General features: G+C 65.5%; 13 protein-coding genes. 8 read left to right on the top strand and 5 right to left on the bottom strand.

The features are described from left to right. Both KEG57_RS18045 and KEG57_RS18050 read right to left on the bottom strand, forming a co-directional pair. The coding region (locus tag KEG57_RS18045; protein WP_272458653.1) for a SpvB/TcaC N-terminal domain-containing protein at positions 1-3,292 on the bottom strand (3,292 nt) is incomplete at its 3' end. An 11-nt stretch (positions 3,293-3,303) separates the two neighbouring features. Next, positions 3,304-10,647, bottom strand: coding sequence for a Tc toxin subunit A-related protein (locus KEG57_RS18050; protein WP_272458654.1), 7,344 nt, complete (start codon positions 10,645-10,647; stop codon positions 3,304-3,306). Positions 10,648-10,777: 130 nt separating this feature from the next. Between KEG57_RS18050 and KEG57_RS18055 the strand changes: the two genes are divergently transcribed. Next, positions 10,778-10,957, top strand: a complete 180-nt coding sequence (locus KEG57_RS18055) for a hypothetical protein (RefSeq protein WP_272458655.1) — start codon at positions 10,778-10,780, stop codon at positions 10,955-10,957. A gap of 354 nt (positions 10,958-11,311) precedes the next feature. Here KEG57_RS18055 and KEG57_RS18060 read toward each other — a convergent pair whose 3' ends face one another. After that, positions 11,312-12,055: an SAP domain-containing protein gene (locus KEG57_RS18060; protein ID WP_272458656.1), complete on the bottom strand. Its 744-nt coding sequence runs from the start codon at positions 12,053-12,055 to the stop codon at positions 11,312-11,314. Positions 12,056-12,600: 545 nt separating this feature from the next. Between KEG57_RS18060 and KEG57_RS18065 the strand changes: the two genes are divergently transcribed. The 3 genes from KEG57_RS18065 to KEG57_RS18075 all read left to right on the top strand — a co-directional run bounded on the left by KEG57_RS18065 (position 12,601) and on the right by KEG57_RS18075 (position 15,098). Then, positions 12,601-12,927, top strand: coding sequence for a hypothetical protein (locus KEG57_RS18065; RefSeq protein ID WP_272458657.1), 327 nt, complete (start codon positions 12,601-12,603; stop codon positions 12,925-12,927). A 251-nt stretch (positions 12,928-13,178) separates the two neighbouring features. Further along, on the top strand, positions 13,179-13,952 hold the full coding sequence (locus KEG57_RS18070) for a hypothetical protein (protein ID WP_272458658.1): 774 nt from the start codon (positions 13,179-13,181) through the stop codon (positions 13,950-13,952). 288 nt (positions 13,953-14,240) lie between these two features. Continuing rightward, positions 14,241-15,098, top strand: coding sequence for a hypothetical protein (locus KEG57_RS18075; protein ID WP_272458659.1), 858 nt, complete (start codon positions 14,241-14,243; stop codon positions 15,096-15,098). 852 nt (positions 15,099-15,950) lie between these two features. Here KEG57_RS18075 and KEG57_RS18080 read toward each other — a convergent pair. Together KEG57_RS18080 and KEG57_RS18085 are read right to left on the bottom strand one after the other, a co-directional pair. After that, positions 15,951-20,831: a DNA polymerase gene (locus KEG57_RS18080; RefSeq protein WP_272458660.1), complete on the bottom strand. Its 4,881-nt coding sequence runs from the start codon at positions 20,829-20,831 to the stop codon at positions 15,951-15,953. 64 nt (positions 20,832-20,895) lie between these two features. Beyond that, complete coding sequence (locus tag KEG57_RS18085) at positions 20,896-21,501, bottom strand: hypothetical protein (protein ID WP_272458661.1); 606 nt, start codon at positions 21,499-21,501, stop codon at positions 20,896-20,898. A gap of 117 nt (positions 21,502-21,618) precedes the next feature. Here KEG57_RS18085 and KEG57_RS18090 point away from each other — a divergent pair, with 117 nt between their 5' ends. The 4 genes from KEG57_RS18090 to KEG57_RS18105 all read left to right on the top strand — a co-directional run bounded on the left by KEG57_RS18090 (position 21,619) and on the right by KEG57_RS18105 (position 24,069). Beyond that, positions 21,619-22,266: a hypothetical protein gene (locus tag KEG57_RS18090; protein ID WP_272458662.1), complete on the top strand. Its 648-nt coding sequence runs from the start codon at positions 21,619-21,621 to the stop codon at positions 22,264-22,266. Between the two features lie 134 nt (positions 22,267-22,400). Then, positions 22,401-22,655, top strand: a complete 255-nt coding sequence (locus tag KEG57_RS18095; protein ID WP_272458663.1) for a hypothetical protein — start codon at positions 22,401-22,403, stop codon at positions 22,653-22,655. Then, on the top strand, positions 22,652-22,966 hold the full coding sequence (locus KEG57_RS18100) for a hypothetical protein (protein ID WP_272458664.1): 315 nt from the start codon (positions 22,652-22,654) through the stop codon (positions 22,964-22,966). The genes KEG57_RS18095 and KEG57_RS18100 overlap by 4 nt, the downstream gene beginning before the upstream one ends. Before the next feature lie 5 nt (positions 22,967-22,971). Then, positions 22,972-24,069 carry a tyrosine-type recombinase/integrase gene (locus KEG57_RS18105; RefSeq protein ID WP_272458665.1) on the top strand — a complete coding sequence of 366 codons (1,098 nt, stop codon included), beginning with the start codon at positions 22,972-22,974 and terminating at the stop codon, positions 24,067-24,069. Positions 24,070-24,082: the final 13 nt, after the last annotated feature.

The raw sequence follows: 24,082 nt of genomic DNA on the forward strand, positions 1-24,082 counted from the left end.
TCTCCCGTCCACTCCGGATCCAGAACAAGCCGTCTTGCTCGACGTACCCGCCCTCGGCGAGGAGCTGCGGCGTGACGCGGGAGCCGTAGGCCTTGGCGAGCAGTGCCGGGGTGAAGGCGGCGGCGTAGGTCTCGTAGGGCAGCGCAAGCCCGTCCCCGGCCCCGAGAGGCAGCGGGCCGGCCAGGGTCGAGCTGTCCCAGTAGAGGTGCCTCACGTGCTCGACGAGGCGCTTCTGGAGGCTGCCATCGGGGGGGGCCTCATAGGGGATGGTCGCCGCGTTGTTCACCGAGGCGAGGACGCTGGCGAAGGGCAGGCAGGCGCTCTGCGCCTTCGGCAGGCCAGTGAGCTCGTACGTCCGGGTCTCGACGGGCACCCCGAGCCGGTAGAAGCCCGACTGGGCGGGCTCGTTCGCCACCGTGGCCTCGGTGATCGTGGCGAGCAGGCCCTGCTCGGGCAGCTCCATGTTCCGGCGGGCGTAGGCCACTGTCGCCGAGCGCGTCACGTGCCCAAACGTGTCCACCTCGAGCGCCAGGGTGTGGACGACGCGCGTATCCTTCGGATTCCGCTCGTAGTGGGCTTCGAGCTTCTCCCGGACGTACGGGAAGAAGACCGCGTGCGCCTTGTCCGTGGCAGGCTGCAGCTTACGGATCTCGTGGCTGGCCGAGGTGACGAGGTACGGGTGTTCTTGCTGCGGCGAGCCGTCGAGCCCGTAGATCTCCTGCCGCAACATCTGCCCCTTGAGGGCCCGCGCCGCCTCCCGTGCCTCCCTCGGGCTCATGCCTTGGGAAAGAACAGCGTCGGGAAGTACAGGCGCCTGGGCGTCGAGCGCGTAGTACTCCCTCGCGAACTGCTTCTCGATCTTGTCCTTCTCGAAGAAGGCGCCCGTGTGGAACCAGGTCTTCGTCAGGACCGGCGGGAGGTGGAACTCGTTCTCGGAGAACGATTCAGCATCCCATTGTTCTACAAGGCCGAACCCCCTGAACTCCTTCTCCGCGCTGTCGTAGTAGCCATGGTGGTAATTGTATGTACTGACGAACCTCGTACCGCTCACGGCATCGTGGGTCTCGACGCGGGCGAGCACGTGTACCGGAAAGGGCAGTCGCGTGACCCAGGGCGTCCTATTCTTCAAGTCCTCCAGGTAGAACTTCGTCGAGGGCGCGTACTCGAGCTTCATCTCTGCCCCGAGGTTGTTTTTCACCGAGGTGAGCAGGTACGGCTTCTTCGAGCCGAGAAGGTCGATGTACCGCATCGGCGGCTGCGCCACGCCCTTCCAGGGCGAGGACCAGACGATGCAGGCCGTACCCGTGCCCAGGAAGTCGAGCACCGAGAGCGGCGACCCGAGGTCCGCCGTGGGGAACCCCTGCAGCTTCTCGACCTTGCTCCAGCTATTGCCCGCCTGGTTGAAGGCGATCTGGATCCCGTCCGCGCCGATGTAGAGGATGTCCGTGGTCCCCGAGCCGTCGATGTCCGCGAGCCGGATGCGCCGTGGATCGAAACGGAGCGGGTCATCGAACCGCGGCGCGTTGCTCATCTCGACCTTGGGCCCGAGCCGCCCGAGGCCACGGGTTGGCCAGTAGCAGATGCTGCCATTCTTGATCCGCACGATGTCGGGCATGCCGTCGCCGGTCATGTCCGCGACGAAGACAATGCCTCGATTGTCCCGGTACACCTCCGTTGGCGCCAGGTCCTCGTCGAAGACCATCGGCAGATTCCGCGGCGGTCCCCAGCCGTTCTTGCCGAGCGAGGGAAACCAGATGTGCACGTGCCCGCTCGTGAAGATGATGTCTTGCTGGCCGTCGCCGGTGATGTCGATGAAGCGCACGCCCGGATCGTTCCAGGGGATGTTCGGATGGGAGGAGAAAGGCATGAACGGCCCCCATTCGCCATCCTCGGTACGCTCGTGAATCCCTGAGCCGGTCCTGCTGAAGAACACAAGGCTCGGACGGCCCTCGTGCTCGAGATCCAGAAGCTCCGTGCGACCCATGGTGGGTGCAAGGGCATTGGGGCGGCGGATGAGCTGCCTGGCCGGCGCGAGCTCGGCATCGCCCAAGTTCTGCTTGTAGAACAAGCCCTCGCCGTGCTGGACAAGAACACCGGGCAGCCCCTCGCCTTCGAGGTCCACCCACCGCGCCCGCTTGCCGTCGACGTTGCCGAGGTCCGCCGTGTACTCCGGGTCAACCGTCTGTACCTCGGTATGGAGCTCGAGCAGGGAGTAGCCGAGCTCGAGCGGCGGCAGCGACTTCTTCGTGTAGCCGCCGTTCTTCTGGATGTACCCCGATTGCGTGACCGCGACGAGCTGCGAGAGCGTCGGCGCCTCGGCATAGGTAAAGTCCGTCGAGCGCACGAGCACCGGCTCCGCGCCGAGCTCAGGGAAGTGGTGGAAGACCAGAACGCGCCGGCAGAGGCGGTAGGTGCGGATCTCGAAGGTGGCCCTGTAGCTCGAGAACGGGTCTTTCCGGCAGGGCCACGGCTTCACCTCATTCGGCGTCGGGGCCTCGGCGTCGTGCTCGCCGTAGTCGAAGACGACCTGGAAGTAGAAGTCGTCGGCCTCGCCGGGCTTCTTGTTCCCGTACCGAATGCGCTTCAAGTAGCTGTTCGAGAAGAGCTTGGGATCCTCGTGCCGGTGCTTCTCGTGGAGAGACTTCGGCACGTTTGCCAGGTCTTCGGCCTTGTATTCGTACTGAATGATGTTTCCCCGCGCGTCCTCCGTGCGCTCGAGGCGCCAGGTGAAGATCCGGTCGGGGTACAACGCATCGGCAACCCGGGCAGTCTTCGACTTGCCGTAGATGTGCCGGATGTTGTCCTTCGTCGTCACCTGCCAGTAATGGGCGCCCGCCTCGGTGATGCGCTCGACGCGGGCGAAGGCCCCCTCGACGCGAGGCTGGTAGCGCTGGATTCTCCGGCCCTGCTCGGTGGTGATCAGCTTCTTCCCATCCGGACCGAGCACCGGAACAAGGTCCCCGGCGCCGGAGAGGATGAACGTATCCGTGTCCCAGTGGTCGGTATATTCGGGCAGGCCCTTGTCCGTCTTGCGGGTGATCGACGGGACCGAGAGGTGCCAGCCGACGCCGAAGGGGCCGTTCCCGGTCCCCGAGTCGTAGGTGAGCGTGAACTCGGGCGTGAGGCCCCTGCAGGGCGTCGTCGCGATCGGGACGTTGAACGTGCCCGTGCCCATGGCGACGTTCGCGTTGAACTTCTCCCCGAGCCCGCGCACCGCACCGCCGCCCTTGGGCAGCGAGGGGTCGGGCGCCTTCACCGTCGGCCTGGGGACGATCGAGGACCGCTTTGGCATGCCCTCCATGGTCAGGTCCCCTTGCGCGTGAAGTCGCAGAGGACCCAGATGTTGTCGAGGTCCTCGCCCACGGGGCTCGTAGCCGAGAGTGTCCACGAACCGGCAGCCCAGGATGTCCCGGCGGCAGGCGTCAGCGTCGGGCTCACGGCGAGGCTGTCGAGCGCGCCGGGGCCCTTCACGAGCACGGTCGGCACGGATGAGGCCGAAGGCGGCGCGACGCTCACCGCGAGAGGCGTGCCCGCGAAGTACGCCGTGGGGTCTTTCCAGGCGGCGAACAGCCGAACGGCGTTGATCTGCGGGGCGCCGCCTCTGCGGGACCGCGGGAACACGCTCTTCTCGAGCGGCAGCACCAGCGTCTGTGCCGCGCCGGCATCCGCCTTGAAGAAGTGCCGCCACTCCGTCGGGAACTCGTCCTTCACCGAGAACAAGCGCAGGCCCGAGAGGAGCAGCGCGGTGTTCTTCTGCGCTTCAGTTTTCAATGAGTCTCCGCCGTCGATCGCCGTGTAGCGGACGTGGAGAACAACGTCGCTCACGGCGTCGAGGTCGGTGTTGTTCGTCGAGAGCTCCAGTTTCCACGTGCCGATGGCACCCGCGCCCTCGAAGGGCAAGTACCGCTCGTCACGCAGAGACAGCTCGAAGACGCCCGCGTCGTTCTGCGCGCCGCTGATGGCGAGCGAAATCGGGGCGACGTACGGCGTGGTGAATCGGCCGTCGCTCACCTTCTCGCCGTAGCCCCCGGTGAGCTCGGTGCTCTTCCGGACGCGGCTCTTCACCAGCGTGAGCGTGGCGTTGAGCGTGCCATAGGCATCCGTCACGCAGGGGACGGAGAGGCTGACGGTCTTGAGCCTCCGCAGGTAATGCCCTGGGAAGTCGAGGTCGAACTCGAGCTCGGGCACGTCGAATTCGCAGACACCCTTCTGCTTCAGCTCGAGGAGCTTCTGCGGGGCGAGCTGCGCGAGGGAGATGTGCTTCGTAATCTCGTACTCCCGCTCGTTCTTGTCGAGGTACGCGGCCTCCATCTGGCGGAGCTGCTGCAACAGCTTCTCCCCTGCGAGCAGGCCGTTTCTCGTATTGTCCCAGTGCGTGAGCGAGACATCCGGGGGGGCCTGCGCGAGTTCGTGCTTGAACGCCTTCGCGGCCCGCCTGGCCATGCCGAGCGCGAGCTTGTACGCGTCGAAGTACACCGTCGAGATCTCGTTCACCGTCCAGGAATAGAGCGCCTCGTTCGTGAACTTGTCGCGCAGCGTCGCCTCGACGACCTTGGCGTTCTCCACGATGAGGTCGTGGTTCTCAAGATCCTTCTCTACGAGCACGAGCCTGATCTCGGCGGCCAAGATCTGCTTGTCGAGCTGCTCGATCTCCTTGGCGGCGATCTTCTCCTGGAGCTTCCAGTCCTCGGCGCGGCGGGTGTAGTAGCCCATCGTCGCGCTCATCGCGGCACCGTCGCGCAAAAGAGACGTCATCGCAGCGAGCACGTTCCCGAACGACTCGCCTGACTTCGCAAAGTTTACGCCGCCATACGCGAATAGCGCAGTTGGCATGGGTCCGACGCTGCCCGTGAGCGCGGTGGGCAGCAAATAGAACGCGCCTGCCTCGGTATGCGTCGCCTGCATGAGGAACTGGGTGACGGCGGCGGCGCCTGACATCACCATCGCCTGCTCCTCGTAGGAATTCATGAACGGCTGGCTCTTGTAGTGCAGGTGCCGGATCGCCGCGGCCTCCCGAGCTTTCTTCAAACCCGCCAGCGTCTGCTTTGCCTCGTCGATCTGCTTCTTCTTCACCTCCCGAGTGGCCGAAAGCACGGCCGCCTCGTGCGTCGCACGCAGCAGGGTCAGCTTTTCCGCGTCCTTCTTCTCGAGCGCGGAGAGCAGGGCCGCGCCCAGGGCGATCACGCCGCCGCAGAACTCCATCGCCTTGGCGTGCAGAACCCCGAAGCGGTAGTGGGGCATTGGAACGACCTCGCTGACGTCCTTCCAATCAACGCCCATCGCCGCGGCCTTCACGAGCAGTGCCGGGTCGATCGGCGGCGCGAAGAGCGGGAGCGGACGTGCCTGGCCCTCGATGTTGAGCCCGTGCCGGACCTTGAACAGCCGGTCCGCGATGAGATCCCAGTACCCGAGGAGCGTGTCGTTCGGCGGGATCGAGAAGTGGGCCGTGTCGATGAGGGGAACATCCCCGGCGCCTTTCAGCTCGGGCACGAGGTTCTCGAGGTCGGCGAGCGGGGCGGAGGCAAGAAGCTCTGCGTATGTCTTCGGAGCAGCCTCGGGCTGTGTGTTCAGCTCGGGCTTCGGGCCGAGGATGTCCGCCGCGAGGATGTAGAGCCCCGTCGCTTCGTTGATCGCCTCGCGCGTGTCCTGGGAGAACAAGTAGTCGCCCCACGCGATCAAGTTGTCGATGTACTTCATCACGACGGCCCGCTGGTACGCGATCGGCCGCATGCGTGCGATGAGGTGGGGATTGAAGGGCTCTTCGCGCCAGGCTTTGATCTGCGCCGCGAGCTCCCCGAGGGCTGCTTCATCCCCTGCCGCGAGCGCGGCGAGCTCGGCCGCGAGCGCCTTCGGATCGGCCTTCTCGCGGAGGGGTTTCACCTTCCAGAACCGCTCCGGGCCGCCTGTGCCCGGGGTGGGGTCGAACATGCGGTGGAACCAGCGCTGGGCCTCCTCGTGCCTATGGTTCTTCATGAGCATGCAGGCAATGAGGAAGGGCGCGTGGAAGAAGACCTCCCAGTTGTATTGGCTGTAGGCACCCGCCAGGGAGAAGTCGATATCATCGACCGGATACGGCTTCTTCACCACGGAGAGCGCCGGCTTGTAGGTCTTCTGGAAATAGACGTCGCTCCGGAGCTGGACGGCAGAGCCGTCCGCCGGCCAGCGGAAGAGACCGTCGAGGCCGTCGCCATCGAGAGCCTCGAGCATGCCGCAGGCGTGCGGGTGGTAGAACGTCTCAATTCGGACCTGACGCGGGTCGAGCTCGATCGAGATATTGGGGATGTAGAACGGCCCTTCGGCCGGCGCGGGCGGGAGTCCGGGCAGCACCTGTCCCCACGGCTTCATGGGGGACGCCTCTCCCGCCACCGCGCGCTTGGGCACTCGAGCCTGGTGCTCGATCCTGACGAGGAAGGTCCTGCTGTCGTCCTTGTAGAAGAACGACGGGTGCGGGAATCCGCCGTGAAGCATGGTCCAGAGCATCGGTCCGCGCTCCGCGCAGACGAGCTGGTACGCGCTCGGCGTCGCCCCGAGGACCTTCACGTCCTTGTCGGTGAGGACGAAGCCGCGCAGCCAGAGGCCCACGGTGTCCTTGTCCTTGATGAACTCCATCCCCGCGAGGTGCGAGCCGTACGGCGCGCCCGTGGGACATGGATTCGACGCAGGACCAGCAGTCAGGCGTCCGTCGCAGCCCAGCATGAGCTCGTACACCCGGCGCGCTCGATCCGGCGGGGCCAGTTCTTTCACCGCGCAGAGAATGGCGAGCTGGCCGTTCTTGTACGTGCTCCAGAACGTCAGCGCAGCCGGGTCGCCCTCGGGCAGATCGAGGCGTAGAGGCTCTTCCGGGCCGGTCTTCCTCGGTGACCATCGGCCGTTCTGGTACTCGCTCCACGCCATCTTGAGCCGCATCGGCTTCTTCTTGATGGCAGGCGCCTTGGGCCCCGGCGACTTGTGCGGCTCGTCGATATCAGGGTCGATGTCCTTCTCGGGTTTACCGTGCTCGTCGAGCTCGTACTTGTTCTTGTTGCCCGCGGGCTTGCCGCCCTTCGGCGCAGGTGCCGCATCTTGCCCGGTGTCCTCGGCCTCCTCGAGCAGCGCCCAGAACAAGTACAGTCGACGGTTGTAGACGGCGAGCAAGGCGTGCTCGCTCTGGATATCGAGGTCGAGCTTCTCCCAGGGAGACCACAACTGGTCGACGCGCTGCCGATAGTAGTACACGCGCGGCGAGGTGTGCGTCCGGCCGATGACGTGCAGGATCGTGATCCATGAGCTTCCGGTCTTCTGACCCTCCTCGCACACACCGACGATATCGAGGTGAGCCACATCGTGAAGCTTCTGCAGATACTTGCGGAATGCCCCCTCGGCGCGGGCGTCGGTGATGTTCCCCTGGAGTAGCTCGCTCTCGAGCTCCTTGAAGAACGGCGTCTTGTCGTCGCGCAGTTCGGGCTCGATCCAGTTCTCCGGGTGGAAGAAGATCTTTCGGTTGGCCTCCCAGACCCGGTAGTTCTTCATCCACGCCCATTGCGCGGCGGCCTCGTCGTCGAGGGACGTGACCGCGGGCTCCAGGCCCATGAAGCAGCGCTGCACGAAGAGTTGCACCGAGCTGATCGCCTGCTGGATGCGCGACGTCGTCGGCTTCGGGCTCATCTCCACGTCGACGAGCAGCTCTGCGAAGAGGTCGTTCGTGGAGTCGTACTTGCCCAGCGCGAGCGCGGCAGAGACCAGCACCTTTCGTTGTAGTTCGCGCAGATCATCGCGAAAGATGCGCCCGATCTCGGGCCAGGCGTCCTCCGTGTACTTTGCCTTCACGGCCAGGCGTACATCATCTGCAAGAGCTGGGGCGGTGAGCACGGCGGGGTTGGCGCTCTCGATCGGAGCCGTTGTGGTGGCCCAGGGGATGGCCCGCGTCGCGGACACGCCGAGTCCCTTCACGACTTGGATCGCGTTCCAGAGGCGGCCGACCGCAGCCTCGTTCTCGAAGCTCGAGGGGAAGACGAGGCCGAGCTTGCTGACGAGGACATCCAGGTCCGCAGCGGGCAGCCCAGCGCGCTCGGCGACGGCCGAGAAGAACGCGGAGGCGTCCGCCTTGGTCTCCTCGAGCAGCGCCGAGAACGCATCGAGCAGGCCGGGGGCCGGCGGCGCCGGCGTGGCCGGGGCCTGGGAGAAGACGTCAACAAGCTCGGCGCGCGAGGTGCCGAAGTGCGCGAGCAGGATGTCCGTCTCCTCGGCCCAGACGTTGAACGGCGGCGCCGGGGGAAACTTCCCCTGCGCGAGCGCCTTGTAGGCCGTGAAGCGCGCCTTGCCGTGGATGGGCTGGGGTGAGAGCGCGAGCTCCTCCGCGGTGCCCACGGTCTTGATGTGCGCGTCGAGGACGACGGACGGGTCAACAGCGTGGGCGAGGCGGAACTCGAGGATCTCATCGGCGAGATCCACGTACGGCACCTCGGTCAGGGTGTTCTGGCAGGACAGTTCGATGCCTGCGAGATCCGGGCGCCGGGCGAGAAGAACGTCACGGGCCGTTACGGGATCCCCAGGCTTGTTCTGGGTTGCCGGGTAGCGGCCCAGGAAGTCGAGGACGTCGACGAGGTAGGCGGCCGGGCCGTAGATCGACGCGCAGTGCTCGCAGGCGAGGTTCTGCGGGCCGAAGATGTCCATGAGCGCGGCGGAGTCACCCGTGCTTGCGAGGTCTGGAGCGGGGAGGACATAGAGCCCAGGCGGTCGAGCTATGGAGGCGAACTTCCCGAAGAGCGCGAGGGCGCCGCTCGTGATCTGCTGGGCCTTCTGGAAGAGGCTCTCGGCCTTGGACTGGCCCCCGAGCACCTGGCTGTACGACTTGATGAACGCCGGCTTGCCGAGCTTCTGGATGCTCTGCGCGGAGTGGATGCCCGCGGAGAAGAGCGTGTTCATCTCGGTGGGGTTCGGCGTCACCTTGAAGAGGCGCTCGAGTGCCTCGAGGTTCGCCGTCGCGGTCTTCGGGGAGGACAGGCCGTCGAGGGCACCAGGCTTCTCCTGCAAGTAGGAGCGCACCTGGGTCTTGCCGATCTCGAAGTCCGGGTTCTTCGAGAAGAACAGTGCGAGGTCTTGATCCGCCTTGCCCTGGAGCTGCCCCGCGAGAGCGGCCGTGGGGAGGGTGTTCGCCAGCGTGTCGGTCAAGAGCAGCGCGTAGTTCGCGCTCTTCTCCTTGTCGTCGGCGCCCGGCACGTCGGTCGGGTAGCCGATGGGTGCGCCGTCGATGCCCTTCTCCAGCAGGGCGAGCCAGTCGGGGACGGAGAGCTTGGCGAGATCAGCGAGCGACGACCACATGCCGCTGCGACGCCAATCGTCGAGGGCACGAACAAGGGGCAGGTGCTGACGGCTGAGCGTGGCTAGCTGCAGGGCGAGCTGCACGCGGTCGACGAGCCCTTCTTCTTTGAACGACCGGTGCTCGCGAAGTCCCTGCCAGAAGCTCTCGACCGGCCCTTCGTACTGGAGGTAGGCCGAGACCAGCGTTTCCTGCGCATCTCGGGCGGGAAGCGCGATGGCGAGGAGATCGCCCACGGAGAGCCAGGGGTCCGCTGGCTCGAAGGCGAGCTGCACGGCGGACTTGTGGAGCGCTGCGAGTATGGCGTTGACCTGCTCCCGGAGCCCAGTCGGGATCAAGCTATGCTCGAGCGCGAGAAGAAGCGCCCGGAGCTGCTCGGATGGCCTCGTCGTGAGCAGGGCACGGCGCTCACGGGGGAGTCCTTCGCGGAACAACCCGTAGAGGGCCGCGGGGTGGATCCCGAGGGCGCTTGCGAGCTGCGTGGCCGTGACGAGGGCGTCGAGGTCGTCCAGATCGAGGCGCAGGCTGCACGCAAGGTGGCGAATGTCCTCCTCGGTGAGGTCCGTCAGAGAGGCGCCGCGGATGGCAGGGGCCAGAAGAACAACAAGGCGCTCGTAGGCCGAGGGGCCGCGGTAGATCTCGCCGCCCATCACCAGGTTCACTGTGGCCGTGGGTGGCGCGTGGCAGAGCTTCTTCTCGGCCGTGACGGCGCGCTCCGTGTCGTACACGCGCACGACGAGATCAGCAGCCGACTTCCGGTGCCCGCGTCCGGGGCCGGGATCGAAGAGCGCCACGTCGAGCAGAGCGCCGGTGTACTCGAAGTCCTGGGCGAGCTTGTCGGCCGCGTAGACGATTCGGTAGCTACCAGTATCGCTGGTCGTGGCCTCGCCGAGGAGCTGCTCCTCGCGGAGGTTCCGGTTGTAGGCGCGCACGACGAGGCCCGCGCGTGGCGCCCCCGCGGCCGTGACCACCCGACCGCGCACGATGAAGGGTGCCGGGGTGAAGCTGCGTGTACTCGTCGAGCGGTTGATCTCGATGCGCACCGCGCTCTCCGGGCGATCGACACGCCAGAGGACCGAGCGCTCCGTGCTGGCGATGCAGGTCGGTCCCTCGAAGAGGCGGAAGAACAACACCGGGACGCGGTCGAGGAAGAGCTCGCGCAGGTGCCGGGTCTCAAGAACAATGCGGAAGATGCCGAGCGCGTCGGAGAAGGCGCACGCGACCAGGTCGTTGCAGAGCCGCCCCTTGTCCCATGCCTCGACGCGCACATCCGGCAGTCCTTGCCCGGTCTGGATGTCGACGACTCGCCCCGTGAGGATGTACTCGTCGCCCCCGTGCCCCTGCTGCATCGCGACCTCCCGTTCCGGTGGCGATGATAACGTCGGACGGACGCAGGCTGCTCCGACTCCGTGCAGCACATCGGACCGAAAACGTCACCTCCGCCAGCGGCGCGGGAATCGTTGAAGGTGGACGAAGCCCGTGCCCAAGACATCTACAACGGTGGAGGGCCGCGTGATGCACGCGGGTACGCACATGTGGGTAGAAGCCGAGGGAGAGCCGTTGATGTTCCGCTGGTCCTTGCTCCCGGGGTTCGAGCTGGTCGTCTTCCGGCTCGGCGGTCGGGTCGACGCCTACTACACGCTCGGGGAGGAGGAGTAACGAGTGGGTGTTGCGGGCGAATAACCGCGAGGAGATGGCGCTGAGCCGCGAGCGATGGGGGCTCGCGTTTACGCACGGCGAGGCGTGACGCTGGAAGCCAGCAGGGGGTCTACTTGCCGGGCGGCTTCGGGCCCGAGGGCAGGTTGGAGGGGACCGGCTGCCCGCGCGACTGATAGTACACCGGGTTGGTCGGGTTGCCCTGATTGCTCTTGTTATTATCGGCGGGCGTGCCAGGGGGCGGCTTGCCGCCGCCCCCTTTGGCTCCCGAGCTACTGCCTGCTTCCCACGGGAAGGGGCTTCTTGTCCCGTTTTTTTAGCACCGTGAGTGACAACGAGGGTAACAGCTGGTGTTGATCACAAAGGCTTCTCGGGACTATCCTCGTATCGGCCTGCCGCAAGCGATCGTATAGACTCTTGTGTCAAATCACCGTCTTGCAGCTGATGACCTGCCAAGACATCTTGCACCTGTGCACGAGACAGCTTACCGCAGCGAAGGAGCTCACGAGCTACTGCCTCAAGGGGCTCCAGATTCAATCGAATCACCGAAGCAGTACGGGCCAGTAGCCACTGGAGCCATGCTCGGCGTTCTCGTTCCGGATTCTCCGACGGTATTGTCAACGCGCCCAGGATCTGAGACGCCTGCGCAGTGTCGCTGTGCGCGCCAGCAAGGATTCCAGCATTATCGGTCCGGCATACAATCCTTTCGGCGGCGAGCCCACCCACTGCAGCCATCACAACTCGTTGCGCAAACTCCCGTAATTCGGCTGCCGTCGACATATTGCTTAACACGTTTGAGCCGATCGAAGCCGTCACGCTTCCGGCCACATCTGCACATTCCGGGCTGAGGCTGGCCTCCGAGTAACCGATGTCGTAAAGCTCGTATAACAAGATATGGCCAGCCTCGTGGACGGCAGTGCGCCATAGCTCGTCCTCGGGCGTCGTCGCATGAACTTCACTGCCCCTCAGACGAAGCACGAGCTCCAACTTGGTGCCGCCGTCGCCGAGACCAGCCGCTGCACACATGCTCTTCAACTCGTTCTTTTTGAGCTTCATGAGCACGCTGTCGAAGCTGTCGCAGAGGGCGCCAAGCTGCTCCAACGGGGTCGTGTAGCTGACGCCCGTGCCCCTGGAGAGCTCGGCGAGACGACCTCTCGGCAAAGTATTCAGCAGAAATAGCTTTTCGGCGGTGGGGGATGTCGGCGTAGTGGTCCTCCCGCGCCTAAGGGTACTTCTCCGCTCTTCAGCTCGGCGCCTATCGTTCGTGGGCATCATCCCGAGGCTACTTCCTCGCTCCGTTGTTCATCAAGGGGCATCGTCCGAACTGCGCCAAGTGAGCCCGAGCTTCGTGCGCCGTCGCCTAGCGCGTGCCGGATGTTGCGGTAACCGCGTGCCCCATGCGCGTGGTTGCCCAGCGAGATGCGTGGAAGGACCACGCCACACCGGCCCTCGCCGCCTGCCTGCGTCTCCATGACGGAGGCGGGGGTCGCACGAACGCCGAACGCCGGGGCGCGCGCCTTGTTCGTTATCCCTCAGAGGAGGGGCTTCTACTCAAGCTACACCACGAACGAAGGATACGCGCGTAATCGTTCCCCTTCGGACAAATGGCAACAGTTTCGGGGATAAGAATGATGGAGGGAATCCTCATGAATATCCTTCGTCGTGTTGCCCATGCCGTTCTCGATCTGGAGAAGATACGCTGCGAGAAGACGGTGAACGTCTTTCGCAAGATTGGCCTCTACAGACGCATCCTCGAATCGACCGGCACCGAGCCGAAGATCGCTGCGGAGATTGAAGCGCAGATGCTCTCCATCATGGACGAGGGCATCGTCGAGCAGTACGCGCTCTTCTCCCGCCTCGTGCGGGGCGAGCTCGCGTTCGCCGAGTTCGTCCAGCAGTGGAAGGTCTGGTACGTGGAGTACGCCGCGTGGTGCGACCGCGTCTCCCTCGACGCGTTCCGGCACGCCGCGTGAGCCAACGCGGGGACGGGCCTACTTGCCCGTTCTTTTAGCCCCCGCGCGTCGTCGTCTCATGCACGGGTCTTCCGCCGCAACACAGTGACGTTCTGTCGGTGGTTCGTCCTTCGCAAACATTCGCGATGTAGCGGGATAAGAACAATGAGGAGACCTCCTCATCATCGTTGAAACGTCTCCGCGCCTGCGTGGCGCGCGTTCTGCGCGTCACGGGGCAAGGGCCTCCGTGTGCGCGCTCCATGGAGGACCCAGTGACGACCACGATTCCGAAGAACATTCGCCAGGAGTTCGAGAAGAAGATCCGGCGCGGCATCTTCAACCCCGTCGCGCGCTTCCTGCACGAGAACATTCGTGAGGAGCGCATGCAGGAAGCCCTCGGCTTTACCTGGGCGCTCTACAAGAAACACGCCGAGGTGGGTGACATCCTCGACGACGCTCTGCTCGTGCATGCCTGCCGTCTACGCGCCATTGATCTGAGCCGCCATCTCGCCTCCGGCGATCGGACCCAGCGGCTGAAGGACGTCTTCGACCAGCGCAACTACAACCGCCGCCGCGTCGAGGTCCTGGGCCTCGGCGAGTACGTCGCGGAGTTCGAGGACAACCCGCAGATCGACAACCAGGAGTCGAACGCGGATGTCGGCAGGGCGCGGCCCCGCAGCCTGAATCCGATGGGTCGGATCATCAGCGCCATCAGCTTGCACGAATGGCTGGAGACGCTCGCCCCGCGGGATCGCCACCTCATCGAGCTGCGCGCCGCCGGACACGACCTCGACGAGATCGGCACCGCGCTCGGCATGGACAGGGTCGCCGTCTGCCGCAGGGTCAAGGTGCTCGGCGAGCTCCTGGCCCAGCACGCCGGCATGCCGGACGCTGTCCATCGCAGGCAGCTCAAGCGCGCAAAGACAAGCGAGGAGCCGGCGCCGGAGAGCGGCATCCGGGAGAAGGCGACTAGGGGCAGGCCCAAGAAGTCGGTGGCCTCCCCGGCGTGGCACAAGCCGTCCCGGCGGGTGCGGCGCGCGGCGTGATGCCGCAGAGAACGGGTTCGGCCCGTTCTCTTTTTTACTTCCGGGTTTGATACAGTCCGCGCAGGAGGCGCGGTCGCGAGATAGCTACGGACGCGCGCGCCCCTCGCGGCCCCGCGCACGTCCAGCGCGACGATTCGAGGAACTACCGGTCCGCGGACCGGTGTGGTCGCGCGATGGACCGGAACTACGGGGCGCGCACGGCCCAGCGTTTATGCTTCAATCCCGCGTTTTTATCTAGTGTATTGCACTGCCTCGTTGTAGATTGGTCGAAACTACCGTGCAGCGACCGTGCGGCTGGTGAGCATCCGCGGAACTACGGCTGACGCTCCCCCTCGTCGGCGACGCCTCGGTGGCGAGGTGCCCATGTTCATTCATTGGAAGAAGACCCCCATTTCGGATCGGTCATATGCCGATCCGTACTGCATTCATGCCGGCCCTGGCCGGTCGACCCTGACGCCGATGCTGAAGCAGTCCTACCGCGATGCCGGCAAGCCCAGGAACCGCACCCTGTGGCGCCCTTCGCGAGGCATTCGCACGTGCTGCATCGAGGACGTTCATGACCCCATCGCCCGCGTCGCTTGGTGGCAGGCGTTCGAGCCGGACTTCTTGGAGGTCGTCGCGCTCCTCGACAACGCTGCCGGGCAGCGCCTCCTCAACGAGTATGAATGGATCCAAGACGAGGTGGCCAAGGTGATCCGGCGGCCGTCCCTCGCCGAGGAAATCTTGTGGTGGTGCGTGCAGAGCCTTCCCAAAGACTTGCGCCCGGGAGAAAGCGTCCAGCAGCGACACGCCCGGCTTGTCGATGAGGCCCGACGGAGTGTGGAGGACAGGCTCCGGCCCTCGTGGGAGCGTGAACGCCGATACTGGCAAGAAAAGGCGGAGACGGCACGACGTGAGCCGCCTCGGGAGCGCCCGGACGGTGGTGCCCCAGCTCCGGGCCCGCAGAAGGCAGCCGACCCGACCCCGTGGTTCATCCGGGAGCTCGGGCTGACATGGCCGTGTACCGAGGGAGAGGTGAAAGCTGCCTGGCGCCGAGGGGCAAAGATTCATCACCCCGATCAGGGCGGATCGAGCGAGAGTTTCATCGCCCTCAAGAAGGCCTACGAGCATGCCGTCGAGTTCTTGCGAGGGCAGGCGGCTGCATAGCCCGGCCGGCTCACCCGCGGCGACGCCATCGCGCTACCAGAGCACCTTCGGCCACAAGAACCACCCCAGCTCGTCGACTGCTCCGGTTGCAAGTCCCCGAGCAAGATCAGGAATCAGGCGTCGAGGCGGTCAACCGCTCACCTGGATGGCCTGACCAGGATGCGTCGGTCGAGAGGGGCACGGGCGTCGCTTCATATTGCGGATGCCAATTCTTCTGCGGAAGAAGGGACCCGTCGGCGATGGCCGCGGCCCCTCTCTACCCCGTTCTCAAGGCGGGTCACCGAGGTCCGGTCGTAGCTCGGCCTCCCGGCGACAAAGTCGCGACGTCGCGACTTTCTAGGCGATGGACCTGCCCGAGACCTTCGCAGATCTGTCGCTGGCTCGGAGACGGGCCTTTCGCCCGTCGCACCACAAGGCCCCTCGGCCCCGGTCGAGCCTGCACCCCACCACCTCGAGTGCCAGGAGGACGACGGCAGGCACTGGCAGGGCTCCAGAGCGAACCGACTCGGGGACCATCTCCATACGCGGCCCGTGTCGATCCCAAGCCCCCGGAGAACGAAACCCTGGATATCCAGCCACTTCGCCATCCGGATGGCCCCGGAGCTTTGGGCCCGAACGGAACATCCAGGTGCCTGTTCCCGAGGGAGTCATAGGGCTGCGTAGAACACAAGGGGATTTTCCGCGTCGTCCCTGTTGGCAAAAAAGCGCCTATTTTCGTGCTTTTGCTGTGCTTCACGCCGGGTTGGTGGAAGGCGTGGGGGGTTGACCGGCACGCCCAGGATCGTGACCACGGCGGGCGAGAACCGATGGGCGGGGAGCTCGCGTGTCCACCGCCCGTTGCCTGTGGCCCATCTACTTCTCCCAGCGCGACATCACCTTGGGCTCGACCACAATCGGCACCGAGGGCACGTACTTCTTCATCCCGGCGATCATGCAGTCGCGCATGAGCACCTTGACCTCCTCGGCGTGTTCTTCGGGGGCTTCAACGAGGAGCTCATCGTGCACCGCGAGGATCATCTGCGCCCCGAGCCGCTTGAGGTGCGGGGTGAGGAGCACCATCGCCTGCTTCATGCCATCGGCCGCGGTGCCCTGGATGGGGAAGGCCAGGCGCGCATTGTATTCGTCATCGGGATCGAAGTAGTACGAGACCCGCCCGCTCCTGGTGCGTAGTTCGGCCGGCATCTCCTCGGCCATCTTCTTCTGCCACGCGGCGATGCCCGCGTAGTTCTGCAAGAACATTTGCTTGAACTGCGCCGCCTGCTCTGGCCTGAGATCCACCTTGTAGTTCTTCTTCGCGTAGGCGATGAGCTTGTTCACGCCCATCCCGAACGAGCCCCCGAAGTTCACGGGCTTTGCCCGGTTGCGCTGCTCGTCGGTGACTTGGTTCTCGGGCACGTTCGTCAACAGCGACGCCGTGTGGCGGTGCGGGTCTCCGTCGCTCTTCCTGAAAACCTCCTTGAGCTTCTCGTCCCCCGTCTGGTCTGCGAGCACGCGCAGCTCGATCGCGTTGTAATCCCCGACGACGAGCTTCTTGCCTGGGGGAGCCTGGATGCACGAGCGCACGTGTCTGTCGCGCGGCAGGCCTAGCAGGTTCGGCTGCCGAGCGCTGAACCTGCCAGTCACGGCGCCGATCTGGTTCAACGTCGCGTGCACGCGCCCGTCCTCGGAACGGCTGAAGGCCCGCAGCACGCCCTTGCCGGCACCCGTGACGAAGCCGTTCTTGCGCCGGTAGAGGACGAGCTGCTGGGCCACGGGGAGGTACATGTACGGCGCGAGAGCCTCACCGCTTGTGCCCTCGACCTGGAGACCGAGTCGGTGGAGAGCCGCGAGGATCTCATTGTTGTTATCGAGATCCTCCACGCCCAGCATGGCAACGAGGTTCTTCTTCAGCTCCGCGGCCTCGTTCGTCCACATGTCGACAAGCCGATTCCACTGGTCTCGGTTGATCTGCACGCCGCTCACCTCCATCTGGGCGACAATGGGGAGGAGCTTGAACTCAAGCGCGGCTACTTCTTCGATATGCTCTTCTTGGAGATCGTTCTGGAAGATGTCCGCGAGAAGCAGGACATCCCGCGCCTGTTGCGCGAGCTCATCGCGTAGCTCGGGGCTGGGCGTCATCCACCACTCAATGTTCTTCTCAACAATCTTCTTGTCGAACGCTTGCTCACACGCGCGCTCGAAGGAGAAGTACTTGTCGTTCTTGAAGTGCCTGCCGCCGTCGAGCAGCCGCCACGCGATGGCCGTGTCCACCACCGTGCCCGGCATGAAGCCGAGGTGGTACTGAAACTGCGCGAGCGCGCCCTTGAGGTCGTGGCCGACGACCGTCACCTGGCAGAGGGCATCGGCGACAGGGCCGAGTTCCTCGCCACCGAACGTGTGGAACACCCGCGCCTGGCCATCGGGCAGGGCGACGACGACGATGACAGGGCCCTCGGTGATATCGGGACCCGTCGAGTGGACGACCAGGCCCACACGGCCAGCACGGAGAATCGCGCCCGCGAAGTGGTCCCGATCACCCGGCCCCGCATCGTACGGTACCGCGCCCCGGTGGGGGTGTGCTCCGGGGCGCGCTTCGGGGCGCGAAAACCGTAGCGATTGTGCGATGTTGAGCTGGTCGGGCCCCGAAGCCCCGCAAGCCCGGGGGGAGAGAGAGGGCCCATAGGCAGACTCTGCATCCGCGCGACCAGCCCCCACGTCGTTCTGCGGCACGTAGGAGTAGAGCCTCTCCCCCTGAGCGAACGGGGCTTCGGGGCCGGATGGAATATCAACCATGTCCAGCTCACCATCTGTCCCCGTAACCATCGGGATCTGCCGCGTTTCGTGCGTCTCGCCGGAGCCCGAGCTGGGCCCCGTTCCGCGCCCCGTTCCGTTCTGGGGAACGGGGCCTCGGGGCGCGGCCCCGGGGTCGGACGAGACCACCCCCGCCGGCTCGGGTGAGCGGATGACCGGGAAGGGCAGGCCGAACTGCGGGCCGGAGCTACCGCCGCCCTGATTGCTGCCGCCGTCGCCGCCGGCCCCTCGGCCGCCGGGGCCATCGTCGGGGTCGTCATCTCCTTCGTCATTCTTCTCCTCGGCGCACTCGTCGATTCGCTCGGAGATCGCGTCCCGCAGCTCGAGCTTCTCCCGAACGAACCACAATACGCGCTCGCGCTGGCCGTTCGGACCACCCACGAACTTCTTGCGAGTCGACCGGCCTTCCTCATCGCCAGGAAGAACGAACCCGTCGTCCACGAGCCGTGACCAGAGCATGCGCTGCGCGAGGGGCATCGACTGCCCTGCCGCACGCATGGCCTCGACCACAGCCGTGTAGACGGCATCGGGGACCAGGTAATAGTGGTCCTTGTCCTCCCAGCCGATGCCTTTCCCCTCGGCGGTGTCGAGCGCAAACCCCACGTCGACCGTCTTGACCTTGCCCTGCACGAGGAGCGTGCGGAGCACGTTGATGAAGCGGTGGACGGGGTTCACGTCGACGGCCGCGCGGCACTGCTCGGTCGCGTTGGCGCGCAGCGCGGTGCGGGCCTTCTGCAGGAGCGCACTGGACCCCTTCTCATCGAGGACGCCGACGTCCTTTGCGAACAGGCAGAAGTACTCCATGCCCAGCAGCAGGTGAGCCATCGCCGCCGGAGCGCGGAGGTGCTGGCCTTCCTGGTGCAGCTCGGCGCGCAGCTCGATGAAGCGCTTCTCCATCAAAGAGCGGAGGCCGTTCATCTGCGACTTCAACCACAAGATGTAACCGAGCATCGCGTGCGGCAGCCGGTCACGGTTCTTCTGCAAGTCGGTGAGCCTCACGCGATCGACATCGCCCGGCTTCATGCGGACCGTGATGAGACGCGCCTGGATCGATTCCCCGCTCGGCGCGTCCTCACCCGTACTCACCACGAGGGCGCGTGGGGGGCGGTCGGGACGCGCGGTAAGATCGGCGCGGAGACGGCCGCGGCTGTTGGCGTTACCGATCGCACGCAGGATCTGCGCCGCCTTGCGATGCAGATCATCACCGGCTTCTGCCTTTGTCGGAGCGAAGTCATCGATGGCGACGAGCATGTCCTTCGCGGTAAAGATCGTCTGCTCGAGGCGGTTCACCGTCCACGTCCAGCTCGCGGGCAGGTGCTCTGCGTCGAAGCTCCCGTAAAACGCCATGAGCAGGGCCACGAGCGTGGTCTTCATGGAACCCGTGGGCCCGCAGAGCGAGACGGTCGAGTCGCAGTACAACGCGTGCTGCAAGGGGGCTCGAAACGCGGAAGAGAAGAGGGGCACGGTGATCCGCGGGTCGGCCAGCTCGAGGAACGAGAGCGCGAGCTTCATAGCCTCCGGGATGTCCTCTGCCACGGCCGGGAGCTTGTAGCGCGCGAGCTCCCCTTCGAGGCGAACCGATACATCCCCGGCCCCCACTCCGCCGTTGGCGTGCAGGAACATCATCTCGCCGTTGTGCTCACGCCAGCCGCTGTGTGTGAACGAGTAACCCCTCGTCCACCTCGACGACTCCTGGATGGCAGCGAGCAGATGAAGAGGCGCCCGCTGAACGGGATACATGATCGCGTCGGGGCCCCATTGCTCGAGCGGCCACAACTCGTGATCGAGATCCTTGGCCTCGACCCGCCTCGCAGGCAGGGCTTCACCAGCCGCCAGCTTCCCGGACACGACGAGGTGTCGCTTCTGCTCGGCACCGTCGTCGACAACTTCTTCCCGTTCGATGTGCGCCGTGAAGTTGCAGAGCGGCTCGACGCGCGTCGTGTCGCCGATCCCGGACAGAATGCAAAACCTACCATCGTGAACGACGTACTTCGACATGGGCGGCGCCACCTCGGCGTCGCGCTTTCTCCTCGCCTTGAGCTTGCTCTCGAACTCCTTCAGGGCCCGCTTCAACGCGGCCGGCTTCACCTTGTACTTGCCGAGTTCCTCGGCCACCGCAGTCTCGGCGACGACCCCGCGCGCTTGGACCGCCGCCAAGAACGGCATGTCCGCGAGCAGCGCCATCGCCGCCTTCGTACGCGCCTCGTGCGTGGGCAGAGTGGCAAGAATGGCGACGCGGTCGATGGGGTTCGCTGGCATGGCCGCGGCGAGCACATCGCAGAGCGCCGTATACCCGTTCGCGGCGCGGAAGTCGTCCGGCCCTTGATCTTCGCCGTCATCGCGCAGCGGGAGCGCCGCCGCCTTCACCTTGGCGCCGCGCAGCTCGAGCGCCATGACCAGCCGAGCCTCTGCCTGCGCTACATCTGGGTTCACCGCCCGGCCGGCATCGAACACAATGAAGACCTCGCGCCGGACGAGGCCCACCACGTTCCACGAGTCATTGAGCTTGTGGTCCTTCGTGAGCGTCGAGTAGATCCCGCCGAGCCCGATAGCATTGAAGAAGTTGTCCTGGAGGACCAGCGCCTTGCCCGGCGACTCGACAACGTAGAGCAGCGCGGAGCCCTCAAACTCGCACCCCGGCGGGATGTAGATGGGGACCTCCCGCCCGGCGGGGGCGAGGTAGCGAGGTTTGCCCTCGTCGAGCCTGATTCGTACATATCCCGGCGCGTTGTGGTACGGGATCGCGATCCCGCCGCAGGGAAGAGGCTGATCCCGACCGAGCTGCCTCGCCCCCTCCTCTGCGGAGACCGACCATAGACCGGCCTCGGCGGCCCAATCTGGAACGATGGCGCGGTCCTCAAGGTACTTGATGTGATGGGGCTCGAAGGGCAGCACCCGTTCGTCCCCGGCATTGGATTCCGTGGAAGCGCATGCTAGAGTCATGACATCTCCTGGACGGCTCCATCCGCGGCCTGGGCAGACCTGGCGGATGGAGCCGTTCTCTTTTTCAGCTCTTGTTTGCCCGGCGCGGGTGCTGCCTGGATGTAGTGGCGAACCGCTCGATCCCGCGGCGCACATGCTCCGCAGCGGCTCCGAGGTCGACGGCGTAGATCACCCCCCGCGCGCCGAGCGTCGCCGAGAGATTCACCTTCGTGCCGTCGAGCAACTGGACCTTCGCCCCGTTGCTGATGAGCACCGTGCCCTTGAGCTTCTCGAGGGCGGGCAGCCGCTTGCCGTGCTGCACGTACTTGATAATGTGCAAGAACGGCCCGAGTCGGTGACCGGCCGCGAGGATCTGCTGCGTCAGCCTGAGGGCGACCAGGTCCCGCTGGCTGAAGCTTCGGACCGTGCCGCGGCCACGCGCCGCTCCAGCGCTCGGCCGGAGGCGACGGTTGCGGACGGCGTTGTCGAGCTGTCGGTAGGACAGCCCGGTGATCTTCGTTGTTTTACCTGCGTGGAACATCGTGGCGTAATTGAGCCACAAGGATCCGCGATATGGGAAGCGAGCCCCCGGAAGCACTACATCGCAAATATCAACGACATGCTCGTGTTGTTCTGAAACGCCTTGTTTCGTAGGGCGGGAGAAGTACTCACGGGACATGTTCTTGTACATGTGCCGCTGTTCTTATTGTTGTTCTTCTTCCCCGACTCGCAGCAGGCCAGTGCGCCGAGGACTCACGTCGCAGATCCTCGGCGAGGGCGCAGCGAGTACACTTCGGGCCTGACGACGATGAAGCCGAAGCGCGGCACGACGAAACGCATCACGACGAAGCGCAGGACGGAGACCTTCTCCACGAAGGCGGCTCTCCTCGAGAAGCTCATCCCGGCGTGCGCCGAGGAGTACGAGAAGCTGTTCGGCCATCCCTGGAGCCAGCATCCGCTCCGCTGGCACGAGCCGGAACTCGCGCGCTCGCAGATCGAGACCGACGCCTGGCGCGTGATGAACGCGCTCGGCAAGGCGGCGTCAGCGGCCCTCGACTTCTTCGACAGCCACGGCCTCGACGCGGGCCGCCGCGACCACGGCATCTACTACGCGCACGAGCTGCACAAGCTGCTGAAGCGGCACCGTCGGCTCCTCGAAGGGCTCAAGGAGAAGGTGGGCGAGTTCCCGCGCCCCATCGACAAGCGGCAGGCGCTCGTCAAGAGCGTGAATGTCCGCGGGCCGAACGTCTTCGCGGGGCTTCCCTACGGCCGGAAGCTCAACGATCGAGAGCTCGCCATCATCAGCCTGCTGATGCACAAGGGAGAAGACTTCTCGTTCAACCGGGGCATGACGATCGGCGACGCGATCGATCGAGAGCGCCGCCGGATGGGTCTCGCGAACAAGCGCGCGTCCAAGCCGACGAAAAGGTGGATGCGAGAGGTTCACGAGGACTGAACGACGGGGCCGCGCGGCCCTGAGGCACGCGGCGACTGCGTCATCGAGGACGCGAGCGTCTCGGAATTCGACACGATGCCCTCCGGGACACCGTGCCGTGGAGCGATCTGCGGTCGGGGCTTACGCCTTCGCCCATGAATGATGCGGCAAGGGACTTCGCCCTGTCGGCGGAGGAACGGCGTGCGCTGCACGCGTTGATCGAGAAGTTCGGAGAACGCGTTCTCGTGGCCGAGCTCAACGTCTCGCGCCAGGCGCTGGGCCGGGCGCTCGCGGGCCTCGGGGTTCGGCGTGGGACGATCGCGCTCGTTCGCGCCGGCCTCGCCTCCCCGAACATCCAGGCGAAACTCAAGGGCACAGACGACGCGCGGCCCTCTCGGAGGTCGACGTGAGTAAGACGTCGTCTACGCCAGAGCCCCAGAGCCCGCGCGGCTGGGGCTCGATCAGGACCGCGGCCGAGTTCCTCGGCATGTCCGCTGACGCGCTTCGCCGGAGCATCGAGCGCCATGCCGTTCGCGCGCCTGACGGCGGGATCGAGTCGAACATCGACGGCGTCCGTGCCCGCAAGTTCGGTCGCCTCTGGCGCGTGCAGTTCAGCGCCGCGTGGCACGCGGACATCGAGAGCGGGGATAAGAAGAGCGGCTACAGTTGTGCTACTTCTTCAGCACGTCCCAAGCACGCGGTCCGGCCGGAGAGGAGTTGACCGGCATGACCGTGCGACGAGACCCGCGGCGCCCTGGGCGCCCCTGGATCATTGACATCACGTACAAGGACACGCGCACCGGCCAGAAGAAGCGGTACTTCAGGAATGCCCTCCTGCAGACCGCCGACGGCGCGCGAAAGGAAGAGCGGCGGCTGCTCGCCACCATCGCGGAGAAGGGGTACCTCCCCGACCAGGCGCCGGAGGGAGAGCACACGCCGCCGAAGCCGGAGATGACCTTCTGCGAGGCCGTCGAGCTCTACAAGACCACGCTCGCGCAGAAGCTCAAGCCGTCGACGCACATCGGGTACATGAAGAACGTCGACGCGTACCTCCTGCCTCGCTTCGGCTCGTGGCCGCTCAGCAAGATCGACAGGGCGGCGGTGACGGCGTTCGACCTGGAGCTCGCGCGAGAGGAGCTCTCGGCCTCGACGAGAAACAATATCGTCATTCCGCTGCGCACGATCATCGGCAATGCGGTCGAGCTCGGTCACCACGACAAGAAGCCAGACTTCCCGAAGCTGAATCGGGTGAAGTCAAAGGTGTACGAGCCGCCGTCGCCCGAGCTGATCGACGCTGTGGTTGCTGCGGCCGACCCCCATGTCCGTGTCGCTATCGGGCTCGCCGCCTATGCCGGCCTCCGGGCCGGCGAGGTACGCGGTCTCCGATGGCTGGATGTGAACCTCGACTCGGACATGCTCATTGTCCGGCAAACCATTACCCATGGCGAGGTGGTGGCGCCGAAGTCCGGGCACGAGAGGGGCATCCCGATCGCGCCCGTGCTGAAGGAGCTGCTCGTCGAGGCGAGCAAAAAGCAGCACAAGCCGACCGATCCGGTGGCCCCTTCCCGCAAGGGAACACCCTGGACGGAAAGCGGTCTGCGCGGGGCCTTCAAGCGCGCTCTGGAGAGGGCGCAGGTGCCGGCCACCCGGCTGCACGGCCTGCGGCACTTCTTCATCACGGAGTGCTTCAAGGGCGGCGCCTCAGCGCCGACGGTGCAGCAGCTCGCCGGCCACCTGCACCTCTCGGTGACCCAGCGCTACGCACACACCAACGACAACCTGAAAAAGGAGGCAGTTAAGGTGTTCACCCGGCGGTCGGCGTAGCCGTGTGAATGGT

The organism is Polyangium jinanense (assembly GCF_028435365.1).